This window comes from Bacillus sp. EAC (genome assembly GCF_002156875.1).
GTDB lineage: Bacteria > Bacillota > Bacilli > Bacillales > Bacillaceae_G > Gottfriedia.
Genome location: NZ_NCSY01000004.1, coordinates 483,700 through 500,992 on the forward strand (window position 1 = coordinate 483,700; position 17,293 = coordinate 500,992).

Sequence of the window (17,293 nt, forward strand, 5' to 3'; positions counted from 1 at the left end):
CTTTAAAAACATATAACAAATCATAGAGGGGGATTTTTGTGTACAAAAAGTTTTGGAAAACAGTTGCCACTACTTCAATGGCTGCTTCATTACTACTTGCAGGCTGCGGTAAAGAAGTAACCATAAAGGAAAAGAAAGCAGATCCAAATGAAAAAATTACGTTATCGTTTTGGGATGAAAATGCAGGTCCTCAGCGTACACCAATCTGGGAAGAATTAATCAAACGATTTGAAGAGAAAAACCCTAACATTCACGTTGAATATGTCGGGCTTCCAAAGGACTCTGCAAAAGCGAAGTACGATGCATCTATCGCTGCAGAGGATACCCCTGACGTGGGCAGTGTGCAGACGAGCTGGCTTCCAGAATTTGCGTTGAGAGATGCATTGCTGCCTTTAGATTCCGATTTCGAAAATTGGGAAGATAAAGACAAGATTAATAAAGGTGCAATCGAGTTTAACAAGGAAATCGTTTTTGACAACAAGTTATACGGCATTCCATATACACAAAACCTTGATATCCTTTGGGTTCGTCCCGACTGGTTCAAGGAAAAGGGGACAAAAGTTCCTGAGACATGGGATGAGTTCTTCACTGCTATTAAACAGCAAACAGATAAAGCAAGTAAACACTATGGCTATACCATCCGCGGTGGAGCTGGCGGTTCTTTCCAATTACAACGTTTAATGTATGCATACTCGGGTGAAAAAGACTACATTAAAGATGGTAAAAGTACAATCAACAACAAAAAGCATGTTGAGTTTTTGAAGAAGTATTTTGACTTATATAAAAAATATACACCGCAAAGTGATATCACAAACGGTTACAAAGAAATGATTGCTGGATTCGATACAGGGGCAGTTGCTATGGTTCAGCATAACATTGGTTCTTTTGGCGAACATAAAGAGGCACTACAGCCAGATCAGTTCCAAGCAATCCCACTTCCAAAAACGACTGATGGCAAATATGAGGCAGAAGGCGGAAACACCATCGGAATCAGTGTATTTAAAACGACAAAACACCCAGAAGCAGCATGGAAATTGACAGCATTCCTAAATTCAAAGGACAGTCAATCTTACTGGAACCAGCAGGTAGGGCAGATTCCTACGAATTCTGATGTATTAAATGAACAATGGGTAAAGGATTCTCCACATATTCAAACAGCATTTAAAGTTTATGATGATCCGAATACTATACTTTACAAGCCACCATTCTATTTACCTGAATACCGATCCATTCTTGATACAGTAGTTGATCCAGGAACACAGGCTGTAATGAGTGGAAAAATGACGGTAGAAGAATTCCTTGATCAGTGGGCAAAAGCAATTGAAGACGCTCAAAAGAAATACGATGAGCATTTCAAAAAATAAACATTAAAAATAAAGCCGTCTAGAATTACTTTCGAGACGGCTTTATCTCTTCTATAGAAGGCTAATAGTTTGATAGGCAAAGAAATTCCCGCTGAGATAAAACAAAACGTGGAAGTGAAGACTGGTAATACAGTTATACGTTATCTTCTGATGGCTCAAACAACTATCATTTTTATTTTGTATACAATGCATTCACCTTGGTGGACGAAGAAATTTTCTTTCTCTTTGACCGCTCTTCAAGGGCTTCGCGAAGGGGATAGAATCTATATTCCTTCTAACACCTTACACGGTGTGAATGTCCTGGAGGACGAATCTATTATTTTAGATATCTTTGCTCCACAGTGAAACGATTTTCTTAAAAAATCGGAAAAAACAGGAGGTACGATCATGAGTTATTCAGAAACAAAAACAACAAATGTTACTGCAGAGATTGCTTTAACGATGGCTGAAAAAGCATCAAGGACATTGATGAGAACTTATACACCGGAAGAATTGCCACCGGCAAATGTGTGGCATTATCATCAGGGAGTTTACCTTTACGGGATGCAGCGAGTTTGGGAGAAAACTCAAAATCAAGAGTTCTTTGACTATCTTAAAAGGTATATTGATAATCTCCTAGATGAAGAAGGTAATTTCCTGTTTGATCGGGACCAGCTGGACTCTATTCAAGTAGGGATATTGTTATTTCCTTTGTTGAAAGAGACGAAGGATCAACGTTATAGGAAAGCAGCCGATAAATTAAAACATTTATTCCATACCTTGAACAAGACAAAAGAAGGCGGTTTCTGGCATAAAGACAAATATCCTTATCAAATGTGGCTGGACGGTTTATTTATGGCTGGACCTTTTGCTTTGATGTATCAGAATGCTTTTAACGAACAAGGATTAGACGATATGGTCTTATACCAGGAAAAGCTCATGCGAAAAAATATGAAAGATGAAAATTCATTCCTTCTATACCATGCTTACGATGAAAGTAGAAAGATGCCTTGGGCAAATCCTGAGACTGGTTGCTCACCGGAATTCTGGGGACGCTCGGTCGGCTGGTACGGCACGGCGCTGATTGATATCCTCGACCTTCTTTCAAATGATCATAGCGGAAGAGGAGAATTAATATCGTCTTTACAAAGTCTTATCAAATGCCTTGTAGGCTATCAGGACGAAAAAACGGGTTTATGGTATCAAATTGTGGACAAAGGAAGCCAAGCTGATAATTGGCTAGAATCATCGTGCTCCAGCTTATTTGTTTATACAATTGCAAGGGCAGTTGAAAAGGGCTACGTGGGTAAAGAAAACCTTGAAGCTGCAATCAAAGGATACCAAGGATTATTAAATGAGATGATTAAAGTCGATGGTGAATCACTGACGATGAAAGGAATCTGTATCGGAACTTCTGCAGGTGTGTATGACTATTACGTTTCTCGTCCAGTGTCCGAAAATGACCTTCATGGTGTTGGTGCTTTTATTTTAGCCAGTATGGCACTAGTAAATATCATTAAGTAATAAATTAACGAAGAGTTCTGGATGAGAAAAACATTCAGAAGTCTTTTAGTGGTCTCTTTGTTGGCAATGATTATTTCCTAGGTTTCAGCATTTTCGCCAGAGTTGGGAAGAGAAGTTCTTTCACCGAAGGATGGCTTGGAACTATTCTTATATACAAGAATGATCCGACACAAGCAGTCCCGGTGCTGGTAAAAGCTAAGGCGGGTATTGGAATATTAAAATAGGTGGTAAAGAACCCATAAAATTATTATGGGTTCTAGCTGTTAATTCATGGAAGTTTTTGAATGCGAAAGAAGAACCATTTACTAGTCTAGAAAAATAATGTATTTTTAATATTAAGATTATAGTAGAAAAGAAATGGAGAGGGGGGTGATTTGGAAGCGCTTCCTATATTGCCTATGAGAAACAAACTAGTCGTATTCATTAAAAAGTATTTTCTATTTTCTCTACGTTCCACAATCATTTCTTTATTTCTGCCGGTCATCCTATTTTTTATCGCATTTACGGGCTGGATATCCTATCAGATAGCTGTAACCCAGCTGGAGGAAAATGCTTATAAAAGTGTAAATGATACAGTATTCCAGACTAAGTCCTATTTAGAGAACAGACTATTTGATGTGTTCGAACAGCTGGTTACTTTCTCTAATGACCCGAAGACATTAGAATTAATTGATTCAGAATATTCGGAATCAAATCCTAATGATTATATTAAAATGAGCAATTCATTGAAAGCTATTCATTTAAACTACAACTCGATTATCGAATCTATTCTAGTTGAAATGCATAATGGGAAATTTACTTTATATCGCAGTGATTTCCGAATGAATTTCAATCAATTTCCTTATAAGGAATATGCTGAACAATATCAGGGCAGCAAGCAAGGCTTTTATTGGCATAATGAGCATCTTGATGATATTTTTGCAAGTAAATCAGAAGTGGTAAGCGTGTTTAAGTTGATAGGCAACGACCGCTCAAAAGCAAATGGTATATTTCTCTTTAATTTACGGAAGAGTTTCTTTGAAAATGTTCTAAATAAATCATTGATTGGGGAGCATGGCTATTTAACCCTTGTCAGCCGGGACGGTACCTTTAATTCAAAAGCAGTGGCAAACGAATACCGTTTGAATTCAAAGGAACTAAGCTATCTGCAGTCATTACAAGATGAAAAAGGCCGTTATGAGTTTCAAAATGCAGTTGGAAAGAACATGACGATTATCTACGATACAATCGGTGTAAATAAGTGGAAAGTGGCTGCCATTTTTCCAACGGATGAGATTTTAAAGAAAGTCAATTATATTAAATTTGTAACGGTTATGCTTATTTTAATGTTAACAGTCATTGCTATTTTAATTGCGAATTTTTTGGCTAAATATATTACCGATCCAGTCTCTGCGCTAGTTTCTCAAACGAAGCAAATTAATGAAGATAATTTAAATATTACTTTCACACATAAGGGCCCTAGAGAAATTGGGATTTTGAAAACAGCATTGGACGAATTATTGGTTAGAATTAACACGCTCTTGGACCAAATTAGACTTGAACAGGATGAAAAGAGGCAGCTTGAGTTCTCCATTATGCATGCACAAATCAATCCTCATTTTCTATATAATACCCTTTATTCGATAAAGGGCTTGTCCGATATGGGAATGAATAAAGAAGCCAGCAGTATGATTACAGCACTGTCCAATTTTTTTCGTATTAGTATCAGCAGAGGGAAAGAAATTATCAGTTTAGAGGAAGAAATTGCACATATCCAAAATTATCTAATCATCCAAGAAATGAGATATGGAGATGATTTTTCGTATGAAATTACTATTGATCCAAATCTATTATCCTGCAAAATTGTTAAACTGACTCTACAGCCTTTGATAGAAAATGCAATCTATCACGGAGTTAAACAAAAAAGGGGGAAGGGAAAGATTATTATAAAGGGATATGAAATAAGCGATATGGTATGCCTCGAAGTAACTGACAATGGCTCTGGTATCGAGAGTGAGAAATTAAGGATTATTAAAGAAGAGCTTCAGAGCAAAAGGGGGAATTCCCCGACTATAGGAATCGGTTTAAGGAGTGTCCATGAAAGAATCAAGCTACATTATGGGGAAGCATATGGTTTATCTATAGAAAGTGAAGCTGGTTTAGGAACAAAAACAGTGGTAAGAATCCCAAAATCATGGGGAGGACTTAGCTAATGTATAAGGTTGCAATTGTTGATGACGATCGAATTATCCGTAAAGGCTTATCTAGTGTTATACCCTGGACGGAGCATGGATTTGAATTGGTTGGTGTAGGCGCAGATGGTGAACAAGGTCTGGAAATTATTAAAGAACATGATCCTCATATTGTCATCTCCGATATTCAAATGCCTTTTATGGATGGACTGGAAATGACTAAGGCGATTAAAGAACATAATCCTAAAACTAAAGTAATTTTGCTAACGGGTTATGAAGATTTTAAATATGCCCATGAAGCAATTAAATTAAAAGCTTTTGATTATCTGCTAAAACCAGTTGAAACGAGTGAGTTGATTGAGAAGCTGAAACAAGCATCGCTAGAATTAGAGCTTGAGCTGCAGAAAGAAAATCATATAAACGAAAGTCAAAATTATCTCCAACAGCAGTTTCTTAAAAGGTTAAGTCTGAACGATTTGACGAATGAAGAAATCATTAAAGAGTTAAGTATAGTAGGTTTGGAGCCGAGCGGAACACATATAGCGGCTCTATATGTCAAAATGGACCAAGCAGATTTTGCACATCGGACAAACATGGAAACAGTGAAAGAAAGTATTATGGAGCACTGCAGAGAGATCCTTGACCTTTTAAAAATGGAAGGATGCGTTTTAAACGCTGAAAACGAACACTTTGCTGTTTTTCTTTTTGGCCCCGATTTACTGGTAGATGATTTTGCTCGTTCTATTACGAATGTAACTGGGGAATTCCTCTCAACAATACAGCAAAAGCTTCATACAACGATTACCATTACACGTGGAAGAGTCAGTGAGGAACTTGTAGACTTGTGCTGCTCCTATCGGGAAGCATTAAAAGCGATGGACTTCAGACATTTGGTAGGTATCAATCAAGCATATTCTATAGAAGAAATTGAATTGTCACATTGTGAGGAAGTAGCAGAGCAATTAAAAATTGAAGAAGATTTATTCCGATATATTACACTGGGACTTCCGGAAAAAGTGTCGGAGTTGTTAGAAAATGCCAGAAAAGAACTATTGATAAATAAAAGAGTGTCCTTGCAGGAAATGGTTTTGTTTGCGGTCAGGGTCATAAGTTTATTATTATATGAATCAACTAAAATCGCAAAAAACTGGGACTTTACAAAGTTTGAAAATGTTGAAACTAGGGTAGTCAAATTGCAGACGCTTGATGAAATCTTTTCCGAATTAAAAGTGATTACTATCGATTTAGCTGAGTTTGTTAAAAGGTTAAATGGGAATCAAAAACATTCGCTTGTTGATAAGGCAATTGACTTCATTCGTGAAAATTACCACGTGGCCAATTTAAGCCTTCAAACAGTGGCAAAAGAAGTTCATGTGAGTTCAGCCTATCTTAGTAATCTCTTTAAAGTAGAGAAGGGGATTAACTTTGGAGATGTTCTCCTTGAAACGAGGATGAAAAATGCTATGGAGCTATTTCAGAAATCAGATTTGAGGACTTATGAGGTCGCTGAAAGGGTTGGTTACTCTAATCCCCAATATTTCAGCAGCAGTTTTAAAAAATACACGGGTTATTCTCCAATCGAATTTAAAAAACTAAAATAGGCATATTATTTCGGCTATCGTGATAAAAATAAATGACCCTATAAATTAACGGTGATGTAATGGAGAAGGGGTGGAAATTTACATTGTCAAAGATTTTTAAGAATTCCACTTTTATTAGGATACTGATATTTTTTATTCCATTGGCTGTATCTGCAAGTCTTACTTCCATTTCCCATGTCATTATTAATGGGACATTGAGCCGAACCGACCATGCTGAAGTCATAATTGCCAATTATGCGATCGCTTTTTCTTTATTTGGAATCCTTGAACGGCCAGTTTTGGTTTTTAGGCAAACGAGCTCAGCCTTGGCAAATGGGAAAGCTTCCTTCAACAAAATTGCAACCTTTTTTATCAAAGTGTCGCTTGTCATAGCAGCCCTGTGTTCATTAATCGGTCTTACTCGGTTTGGGGACTTGGTGTTTAAGTATGGTTTTAATGCGGAAGCTGATTCAATGGCTTCCTTGAAGTTTACCTTTCTTATTCTTTCGGGAGTTATTTTATTTTCAGGGCTCCGATGCTTATATCAAGGATTAATTATTAATAAGTTGGAAACAAAATGGGTAACCATAGGCGTCGTTATTCGGTTAGTAGGCATGTTTACTGTCGCCCTATATTTGAACTTATCTAATCATGCAAAAAGTAGTGTTGCAGGAGCGATAATCTTTTTAACTGGAATGGCAATCGAATGCTTCATAAGTGTGTGGAGAGGGAATTCGATTGTTAAAGAAAACAAAAAGGAAATCGATACAACTTTGAGACAAAAAGAAATTTCTGCTTTTTATTTTCCATTAGTTTTTTATTTGTCTTTTCAAACCATCTTAATTCCCATGATTTACGCGTTTCTTGGTAATATACATGATGTTCATTTAGGAATTGCTTCTTTCGCATTAGCTTTTAGCATTACGAATCTAATACTGAGCTTCTTTATGTACACTCATCAGATCGTCCTGCAATTCTATGAAAAAAACAAACGAACGGTTTTGAAATGCGTGATGGTTTTCAGTATCGTTCCATCTGTCTTTCTGGCAATTCTATGTTTTACATCTGCCGGCCCATGGTTTATGAGAACAGTGCTAGGTGCTGACATGGAATTGGCAACTGAAAGTCTGAATGTATTAAAATTTTTTATTATTAAGACCTTGGTTTTCCCGTGGGTGGATTACTACGGAGGCATTCTCATGCTTCAAAAAAATACAAAATCACTGTTAAAACCTCAAATTTTTAACATGATTACTGTTGTCCTAGTCATCATTCCATTAGTATATTTGAATCCGGCATTAAATGGTAGGTCCGGTGCTATTGCAGCTTCAACAGGTGAATTAATCGGCTTGTTGGGAGTTTACTCCGTTGTAAACCGTAGTCAAAAAGTCACTAAAGTGGTAGAACAAAAAACGATTTAATGTTTGCATAAAAATGTTAACGTTAACATTCTTGTTTACATGCGTTATTTCAACATGGTAAACTGAAAATACAGAAAATTGTTAACGTTAACAAAAAATATCATAAGAAGGTGCTCGAAGTGGAAAAATTCATGGGACCAAATTTTTTATTAAAAAATGAAATCGCTATCTCTTTATATCATGATGTTGCGAAGAAAATGCCAATTATTGACTATCATTGCCACTTAAGCCCCAAAGAAATTTATGAAAATAAGAAATTTAAAAATATTACAGAAGCATGGCTTTATGGAGATCACTATAAATGGCGGGCAATGCGAGCTAATGGTATATCCGAGGAATTTATAACTGGTAACGCAAGCGACTATGAGAAATTTCTGGCGTGGGCAAAAACAATTCCAATGACAGTTGGTAACCCTCTTTATAACTGGACGCATTTAGAGCTTCAACGATTTTTTGGAATTCATGATGTCCTTAACGAACAGAGTGCACCTGGAATTTGGGATAAAGTAAATGGATTACTAAATGGGCAAGGATATTCTGTCCGTGAATTAATTGTAAAGTCTAATGTACGAGTAATTTGTACAACAGATGATCCGATTGACAATTTGGAATATCATATATTGTTAAAGAATGAGAAAGACTTCCCGGTGAGTGTTGTACCCGGATTCAGACCCGATAAGGGACTAGAAATAAACCGTGAAGGTTTTCTTGATTGGGTCGAAAAACTGAAGGAAGTTGCAAATCTTCAAATTAACACGTTTGAAGATTACCTTGCAGCATTAGAAGCAAGGGTTCGGTACTTCCATGAATCCGGAGGTACGGTTTCCGATCATGCATTAGATTCCATGGTGTTTGAAGAAGCTTCCTTTGAAGAAGTTGCTCAGATTTTTGAACAAAGGTTATCTGGCATCGATATTTCACTAGAAGCCGAAAGGAAATTTAAGACTTACACACTTATCTACCTTTGTAAACTGTATGCAAACCTAGGCTGGGCGATGCAATTCCATATCAATGCTCATCGGAATAACAATACGAGAAAGTTACGCCAACTTGGTCCTGATACTGGTTACGATTCAATCAATGATGATCAAATTGCCAAACCATTGGTAAGGATTCTTGATTCCTTAGAGCAAGAAGGCAAGCTACCTAAAACGATCCTTTATTCGTTAAATCCAAACGATAACTATGTGATAGCTAGCATAATCAATTGTTTTCAAGATGGAACCACTCCTGGGAAAATCCAATTCGGCACAGCTTGGTGGTTCAATGATACCAAAGATGGTATGCTTGACCAGATGAAAGCACTGTCTAATGTAGGTCTTTTCAGCAAATTCATTGGAATGCTCACAGACTCTAGAAGCTTTTTATCCTACAATAGACATGAATATTTTCGAAGATTGGTATGTAACTTGATTGGAGAATGGGTTGAGAACGGTGAAGTGCCTTATGATTTGGAGTTACTGGGCAAAATTGTCAAAGGTATCTGTTATGATAATGCGAAAGACTACTTCAATTTTAAAATCCTAGAACCCAGTCGGGAGCCTAAACTAAATTATTAAGATGATTTTAATATGAAGAGGTAAAAAGTAGTGATGAAAAAGCTTTAATTAAATGGCTGATGTTGAAAAAGGAAGGTTTTAAAGATGGTTACAATAAAAGATATTGCTAAGTTAGCTAATGTATCACATACAACGGTGTCGAGGGCACTTAACAACAGCCCATTAATTAAAGAGCCAACCAAAAGAAAAATACTTGATATTGCCTCTCAGCTAAACTATACACCAAATTTTAATGCAAAAAGTTTAGTGATGCAGAAATCCTATACCATCGGGTTATTTTTAACGAGTATCAGTAATGGGACATCAGCAAGTTTTCTTTCTGATACGATTAAGGGTGTCAATAGCATTATAACGCAAGATTATAATCTTTTCATTCGCGGCATTGATGATTATCAAGATTATTCAAGTATAAATTCTCAAAGGTTTGATGGAATTATTCTAATGAGTCAAAGCGTCAGTGACAACTCCTTTATCTATCATGTTTTGCAAAAGGGAATCCCTCTAGTTGTCCTTAATAGAGAGGTTGAAGAAGATAATCTTATTAATATTGTAAGTAATGATACTGAGGGATCACGTAAGGCAGTGGAATACCTGATAGAAAGTGGTCATCGTGATATAGCGATTATCGAAGGAACACCAAGCTTTAAATCGGCTCAAAAGCGAAAAGAAGGTTACCAGAAAGCATTAATTGAAAATGGCATTCCCATAAAAAATGAATATTCAGTTCAGGGAAATTATGATATGGAAAGTGGATACCAGGCAATGGGAAGATTATTGTCTTTGAAGAATCCCCCTACTGCAGTATTTTGTTCAAATGATGACATGGCCATTGGAGCAATGAACGCAGTATTTGCAAAAGGTTTAAAAGTTCCTGATGATATTTCAGTGTTTGGTTTTGATGATATTGGATTCTCACAATATACAACGCCAAGGCTTACGACCGTAAAACGTCCTTTAGAACAAATTAGCATTCATGGTGCAAAAAAAGTGCTTTCGCTTATCATTGGAGATGAGCAGGAGGCTGAAAAAATACTCTTAAAAACTGAACTGATTATAAGAGATTCGGTAAAAAAATTCGTATAACATACCCCTAAACTTATAGAAGGGGTATAACTAAAAATGTTCACGTGTGCATTAAGGTGAGGAGTGTGGACTATGCAAAAGTTGAATCGAAAGAATTATAAAGGTTACCGTATCTACCCTGAAAGGATTCTTCAATTCGGAGAAGGGAACTTTTTAAGAGCCTTTGTTGACTGGCAAGTTCAAGTCTTGAACGAGAAAACCGACTTTAATGGAAGTGTCGTTGTAGTCCAGCCTAGAGGCTCTGAGAAGATCGAAAGGCTTAACAATCAAGACGGATTATTTACACTTTATTTACAGGGGATCAAGGATGGATGTCCTGTCAGCGAACATATTGTAATTGATTCAATCAGCCGTGGAATTAACCTTTTTACGGATTATCAGGCGTATATAGAGCTGTCTGCACAAGAGGAACTTCGTTTTATCATAAGCAATACGACTGAGGCAGGGATTGCTTATGACCCTAAGGATAAATTGGAGGATCTGCCTCAGAAGAGTTTTCCCGGAAAATTGACCGCATTCTTATATCATCGATTCCAAGCTTTTTCTGGAGACCCAAAACGTGGCTGTGTCATTATACCTTGTGAACTGATTGAAAATAACGGGAAGGTACTGAAGGAGATTATACTAAAGTACGCCCAAAACTGGAATCTTGGCAACGGGTTTATCAATTGGATCGAGCAAGCGAATACGTTTTGTTCGAGTCTAGTTGATCGAATTGTTCCTGGATTTCCTTCAGATACCTTTAATGAAAAAACGACAGAGCTTGGCTACCAAGATGAATTAATGGTGGTAGGTGAACAATACCATTTGTGGGTAATAGAAGGACCAGAATTTATAAAACACGAGCTTCCAGTTGAAGGGACGGGACTTAATACGATTATTGTAAACGATTTAACTCCATTCCGAACTCGTAAAGTTAGGATTCTAAACGGGGCCCACACTGCGATGACTCCTGTTGCTTATTTATCTGGATTAGAAACGGTTGAAGAAGCAGTAGGTGACAAAGAAGTTGGATTATTTATTAGGGAAATGATAACCGAGGAAATATTACCTGGCCTCGAAGGGAATACTGCCGACCTTGTAGTATACGCCGAGGAGGTCCTCGGTCGGTTTGCCAACCCATATATTAAGCATTATTTAATGAGTATATCCTTAAATTCGATTTCTAAGTTTATTACAAGAAATTTGCCTTCACTTATTGATTACACAAAGAAGAGTAATGTTCTTCCGCCAAGGATGGTTTTTGCTTTGAGCTGCCTAATCTACTTCTACCGAGGGAAAAGAGGAGAAGAAAATATCAGTTTGCAGGATCGAACTGAAACACTAGAATTCTTTAAATCTACTTGGGAAATGTATGAAAATAAGAAAATAGATATATACGCTCTAGCGGAAAGAGTATTAAGTGAAAAGAAGCTTTGGGGAATGGACCTTCATACGATTTCAAATCTAACAGATACTGTAATAAAACACCTCAGTCAAATCGAACAACTGGGAGTAAGGAATGCGTTAATAGAATTATCTCATACATCGATTCATAAATAAGGAGGGCTGGGTTAGATGAGAGATTACCTTAAAATTCATGATAACGATAATATCATTCTTGCTTTAAAAGATCTTAAGAAGGACGAACTTCTAGTTGTTAATGGCGTAACGATTCAACTAAAAGAAATGATTTATCGAGGACATAAGGTTGCCATTAAAGAGGTAACGGCAAATGAAAATATCATAAAATATGGGTACCCGATTGGCCATGCCTTGAAGGGAATTGCACCCGGCGAACTTGTCCATACTCATAATACGAAAACAAATTTATCCGGCACTGAGGTATACCGCTACCAACCAGTTCAAACCACAAACCCATATAAAGACGAAAAACGGACCTTTAGGGGCTATCGACGTGAAAATGGATCAGTAGGGATTCGAAATGAACTTTGGATTGTTCCGACAGTAGGCTGTGTAAATGGAATTGCTGAAAAAATTATTAAACGATTCGAAAAATATGTTGGAGACCATAGCCCTTTTGATAATGTACTAGTTTTAAAGCATAGTTATGGATGTTCCCAGCTAGGTGATGACCATGAAAATACTAAACAGATATTAATGAATGCGGTTAACCATCCAAATGCAGGAGGAGTCCTAGTTTTAGGCCTTGGCTGTGAAAACAATGAACTACCGGAATTTAAAAAAGAACTAGGTAAAGTGAATGAAGATAGAGTTAAATTTCTAATCTCACAAGCGGTTACGGATGAAATTGAAGAAGGCTTTAAATTAGTAATGGAACTCTACGAAGCAGCAAAGCAGGATGAAAGGGAGGATATCCCTCTGTCAGAATTAAAAGTAGGTTTAAAATGCGGAGGTTCTGATGGTTTCTCTGGCATTACAGCTAATCCACTTCTCGGCAGATTTTCTGACTACCTCATTGCCCAAGGTGGCTCAACGGTTCTTACCGAAGTTCCGGAAATGTTTGGTGCAGAAAAAATTCTAATGGAACGTGCAGCCAATGAAGAGGTATTTCATAAAGTGGTCGGGTTAATCAATGATTTTAAAGACTATTTCCTACAACATAATCAGCCAGTTTATGAGAACCCATCTCCTGGCAATAAGGCAGGCGGGATCACAACCCTTGAAGATAAATCACTTGGATGCACCCAAAAGGCTGGCACTTCAGTGGTTGTCGATGTCCTGAAGTACGGTGAGGTCCTTAAAACAAAAGGCCTAAACCTTCTTAGCGCACCAGGCAATGATTTAATTGCTTCCACAGCGCTTGCTGCCGCAGGATGTCAAATGGTTCTGTTTACAACAGGAAGGGGAACTCCATTTGGAACCTTTGTTCCGACCGTTAAGATTTCTACAAATACCCAGATTTATGAAACAAAACCTCATTGGATCGATTTTAATGCCGGAACTTTATTGGAAGATCATATCTCGTCAGACCAAGTCTTGAGCGATTTTGTTGATTATATCGTCAAGGTTGCAAGCAGTGAAATGGTGAATAACGAAAAGAATGACTTTCGTGAAATCTCTATTTTTAAAAGTGGTGTGACATTATAATTCTTCTTTACTCATCTTCTATGTAACTAGAATTCTTGTAAAAAATAATTGTCAAATTAAGTATATTTTCAAAGGAGGCAGAAATGAAAAAACTAGGAATCTTAACCAAGCTTACAGAATGTGGTGTTGTTGCCGTTGTCAGGGCAGATTCGAAAGAAGAAGCCATTCAAATTTCGGAGGCCTGTGTAAAGGGCGGGATTATGGGAATTGAAGTAACGTTTACCATTCATGAGGCAGAAACAGTGATTAAAGAACTTGCCTCCTATTTCGCTGACAACTCTGATGTCGTAATCGGTGCAGGAACAGTACTAGATGCCGCGACAGCAAGAATTGCCATTTTAGCCGGCGCCCAGTTCATCGTAAGTCCATGCTTTGATGAACAGACTGCCAAGCTCTGCAATCTATATCAGATACCCTACATGCCTGGTTGCATAACCATTACGGAAATTAAAACGGCTCTAGAGAACGGGGTTGACATAATTAAATTGTTCCCTGGCAATGCTTTTGGACCGGATTATATCAAAGCAGTCAAAGCTCCGCTTCCGCATGTCAATATAATGCCAACAGGCGGCGTAAGTCTCGAGAATGCAGACCAGTGGATTAAAAACGGTTGTGTGGCAATTGGAGTAGGAGGAAATCTCTTAGCTCCAGCTAAAACAGCAGAGTACGAAAAAATCACAGAATATGCAAGCCAATTTGTCCAAAAGGTCCGGGAAGCAAGAGAGGATTTACGATGAAGAAGATTGTCACGTTTGGGGAAATCATGCTAAGATTTTCGACTGGTGCTGGGGAAAGGCTGTCACAAACTGGAGAGCTAAAAGTGAACTATGGAGGGGCTGAAGCTAATGTCGCGGTTTCCTTGGCTCATTTTGGCTATAATGCTTTCCTTGTAAGCAAAGTTCCAAATAACCCTTTAGGGCAAGCAGTTGGCAATCATTTAAGGTCTCACGGTGTACGAACGGACTACCTCTTAATGGGTGGGGAACGACTTGGCACTTATTACCTTGAGGCAGGGGTTGGGGAACGAAGCGCTCAAGTTACTTATGATAGAAAAAATTCAAGCTTTTCTATGATGGAAGCAAATGAAATAAATTGGGAAGAAATTTTTAAGGATGCTTTCTTATTCCATGTATCGGGGATTACGTTGGCGCTTTCACCCGAACTAAGGGAAACCCTCTTGGTTGGAGTGAAAAAGGCAAAGCAATTTGGCGTCAAAACGAGTTTTGATTTCAATTACCGGGCTATGCTTTGGAGCCAACAGGAAGCTGGGGAAGCCATATTGCCACTGCTTCCTTATATAGATATTTGTTCGTTTGGAGAACTAGATGCCATTTATTTGTTAGGTCTAGTCGAAGCGGATCAGTCCCTCTCGCAGACTGAAAGACTAAAACATTATTATACTAAGTTTACTGAGTTGTATCCAAACATCCTGTTTATCAGCTCCACGTTCAGAACGGTCATTTCCGCATCAGCTAACCAACTGCAGGGTAATCTGTTCGCACAAGGGGAACTTTATCAATCCAAAGTTCATTATATTGATCCTATCGTAGATCGGGTTGGTGGAGGGGACGCATTTGCAGCAAGTATTTTAACAGGAATAATGGAAGAATTTGACCTTCAGCAGACTGTATCTTTTGCAACAGCAGCCTCGGCACTGAAACACACTATTCATGGTGACTGTAATTTGTTCACAAAAGAAGAAGTATTTCGATTTACTGACAGTGCCCCTGGAAAAATTGTTCGGTAATTTCTTCAAAATAAATTAACTATGTTAAATTTGCCTGTTGATTTCCTCTCCAATCAATAGTGTTACAAAATCAAAAATGATCTCTAACATAACCAATAATTTGATGCTAAAGGAGTAATGGAAGATGAAAACACGTTACGCGATTCATCCGGAAGATATGAAAAAATATACAACTGAAGATTTAAGAAGAGAATTTTTAGTAGAAACCCTTTTTGAGCCAGGGCAGGTTCACTTAACCTATACTCACAATGACCGTATGATATTTGGAGGTGTTACCCCTGCAGAAGACGAATTAGCTATTAAACTAGATAAAGATTTAGGTGTTGAGTATTTCTTAGAGCGCCGTGAGCTTGGAATCATTAATGTTGGCGGGGATGGTTCTGTCATCCTTGATGGGGCCGAATATGATATGAAGGCTCGTGACGGATTGTACGTTGGAAAGGGAACCAGGGAAGTATCATTCCTCTCAAAGGATGCCGGCAATCCAGCTAAATTCTATCTTAATTCTACCCCGGCTCATCATACGTACCCAACTGTTAAAATTGATATCAATGAAATTGTACCTCTTGAAACCGGTGAGTCTGGTACTTTGAACGAGCGTAAAATTTATCAATATGTACATCCGAATGTGTGCGAAAGCTGCCAGCTTCAAATGGGATTGACGATATTGTCTCCAGGCAGTGTTTGGAATACCATGCCATGCCATACACATGAACGCCGCATGGAAGTTTACCTATACTTTGATATGGAACCAGAAACTCGTGTTTTTCACTTTATGGGTAAACCGGACGAAACAAGGCATTTAATTCTTAAAAACGAACAAGCGGTTATTTCGCCAAGTTGGTCAATACATACAGGGACAGCAACAAGCAACTACACCTTCATTTGGGGAATGTGCGGAGAGAACATCACTTATACGGACATGGATTTTGTGAAAATGGAAGATTTGAAATAATAATTTGAAGGAATTATGGAGCGGAGGTTATCAGAATGTCTAATGAACTTAACTCTTTTTCACTAGATTATTTCAGCCTTAGAGGAAAAGTTGCGATCGTGACTGGGGGCAATAAAGGGCTTGGGCAGGCGTACGCTGTTGCACTGGCCAAGGCAGGGGCTGATCTTTTTATAGTCGCACGGAGTGGAGACTGGCAGGAAAGTAAGGATCTGATTGAAGAGAACGGCCAACGTGCTGTATTTTTTCAGGCAGATTTAAGTGATAGGACAAAAGTAAAACAAGTAGCTTCAGAATGTATTAAGGAATTTGGAAGAATTGATATACTGGTGAATAACGCGGGAACTATTCGCAGGGCACCGCTATTGGAATACAAAGAGGAAGATTGGGATGACGTCATGGAAATTAATCTTAATTCTTTGTATCTTCTCAGTCAGGAAGTAGCAAAGGTGATGGTCGAACAAAAATCGGGAAAAATAATCAATATTGCTTCCATGCTTTCATTCCAGGGAGGTAAATTTGTTCCTCCTTATACGGCAAGTAAGCATGCTGTAGCTGGCCTTACCAAGGCGTTTGCTAATGAATTAGCCGAGTACAATATTCAAATAAACGCCATAGCACCTGGATATATTGCGACAGATAATACCGCTCCAATTCGTGCTGACGAAAAACGAAATGCGGAAATTCTTTCTCGCATACCAGCGGGACGGTGGGCAAGTCCGTCAGACTTGATGGGGGTTGTGGTGTTCTTGGCTAGTGAGGCATCTAACTATATGAACGGACATGTGTTAGCAGTTGATGGAGGCTGGCTTGCCAGATAACAAGGCGAGGGCGAAAATAAAAAATCACAAAGCCGTACCAG

At 38.1% G+C, this 17,293-nt stretch carries 13 protein-coding genes and 1 pseudogene; all 14 read left to right on the forward strand.

Annotation, left to right across the window (positions count from 1 at the left end):
* Window positions 1-38 precede the first annotated feature (38 nt).
* The 14 genes and pseudogenes from B7R65_RS09755 to kduD all read left to right on the forward strand — a co-directional run bounded on the left by B7R65_RS09755 (window position 39) and on the right by kduD (window position 17,252).
* Window positions 39-1,364: an ABC transporter substrate-binding protein gene (locus tag B7R65_RS09755; RefSeq protein ID WP_088042567.1), complete on the forward strand. Its 1,326-nt coding sequence runs from the start codon at window positions 39-41 to the stop codon at window positions 1,362-1,364.
* A gap of 69 nt (window positions 1,365-1,433) precedes the next feature.
* Complete coding sequence (locus tag B7R65_RS09760) at window positions 1,434-1,709, forward strand: cupin domain-containing protein (protein ID WP_088042568.1); 276 nt, start codon at window positions 1,434-1,436, stop codon at window positions 1,707-1,709.
* Between the two features lie 42 nt (window positions 1,710-1,751).
* A complete protein-coding gene (locus B7R65_RS09765; protein WP_088042569.1) occupies window positions 1,752-2,867 on the forward strand; it encodes a glycoside hydrolase family 88/105 protein in 1,116 nt (371 codons plus the stop codon).
* Window positions 2,868-3,241: 374 nt separating this feature from the next.
* On the forward strand, window positions 3,242-5,059 hold the full coding sequence (locus B7R65_RS09770) for a sensor histidine kinase (RefSeq protein WP_088042570.1): 1,818 nt from the start codon (window positions 3,242-3,244) through the stop codon (window positions 5,057-5,059).
* Window positions 5,059-6,639 (forward strand): response regulator, encoded by a 1,581-nt coding sequence (locus B7R65_RS09775; protein WP_088042571.1) that lies wholly within the window; start codon window positions 5,059-5,061, stop codon window positions 6,637-6,639. Before B7R65_RS09770 ends, B7R65_RS09775 begins: the two co-directional genes overlap by 1 nt.
* Window positions 6,640-6,722: 83 nt before the next feature.
* On the forward strand, window positions 6,723-8,039 hold the full coding sequence (locus tag B7R65_RS09780) for a multi antimicrobial extrusion protein MatE (protein ID WP_088042572.1): 1,317 nt from the start codon (window positions 6,723-6,725) through the stop codon (window positions 8,037-8,039).
* A 131-nt stretch (window positions 8,040-8,170) separates the two neighbouring features.
* The gene (uxaC, locus tag B7R65_RS09785) at window positions 8,171-9,598 is read left to right on the forward strand and encodes a glucuronate isomerase (protein WP_088042573.1); all 1,428 of its coding nucleotides are present in this window, start codon (window positions 8,171-8,173) and stop codon (window positions 9,596-9,598) included.
* An 81-nt stretch (window positions 9,599-9,679) separates the two neighbouring features.
* Window positions 9,680-10,681 (forward strand): annotated as a pseudogene (locus B7R65_RS09790) (LacI family DNA-binding transcriptional regulator); the annotation flags it as partial.
* A gap of 72 nt (window positions 10,682-10,753) precedes the next feature.
* The gene (locus B7R65_RS09795; protein ID WP_088042575.1) at window positions 10,754-12,223 is read left to right on the forward strand and encodes a tagaturonate reductase; all 1,470 of its coding nucleotides are present in this window, start codon (window positions 10,754-10,756) and stop codon (window positions 12,221-12,223) included.
* 15 nt (window positions 12,224-12,238) lie between these two features.
* Window positions 12,239-13,732: a UxaA family hydrolase gene (locus tag B7R65_RS09800; RefSeq protein ID WP_088042576.1), complete on the forward strand. Its 1,494-nt coding sequence runs from the start codon at window positions 12,239-12,241 to the stop codon at window positions 13,730-13,732.
* An 83-nt stretch (window positions 13,733-13,815) separates the two neighbouring features.
* Complete coding sequence (locus B7R65_RS09805) at window positions 13,816-14,469, forward strand: bifunctional 4-hydroxy-2-oxoglutarate aldolase/2-dehydro-3-deoxy-phosphogluconate aldolase (protein WP_088042577.1); 654 nt, start codon at window positions 13,816-13,818, stop codon at window positions 14,467-14,469.
* Window positions 14,466-15,479, forward strand: coding sequence for a sugar kinase (locus B7R65_RS09810; protein WP_088042578.1), 1,014 nt, complete (start codon window positions 14,466-14,468; stop codon window positions 15,477-15,479). Before B7R65_RS09805 ends, B7R65_RS09810 begins: the two co-directional genes overlap by 4 nt.
* Before the next feature lie 124 nt (window positions 15,480-15,603).
* Window positions 15,604-16,434 carry a 5-dehydro-4-deoxy-D-glucuronate isomerase gene (gene kduI, locus B7R65_RS09815; RefSeq protein WP_088042579.1) on the forward strand — a complete coding sequence of 277 codons (831 nt, stop codon included), beginning with the start codon at window positions 15,604-15,606 and terminating at the stop codon, window positions 16,432-16,434.
* Window positions 16,435-16,469: 35 nt separating this feature from the next.
* The gene (gene kduD, locus B7R65_RS09820) at window positions 16,470-17,252 is read left to right on the forward strand and encodes a 2-dehydro-3-deoxy-D-gluconate 5-dehydrogenase KduD (RefSeq protein WP_088042580.1); all 783 of its coding nucleotides are present in this window, start codon (window positions 16,470-16,472) and stop codon (window positions 17,250-17,252) included.
* Window positions 17,253-17,293 lie beyond the last annotated feature (41 nt).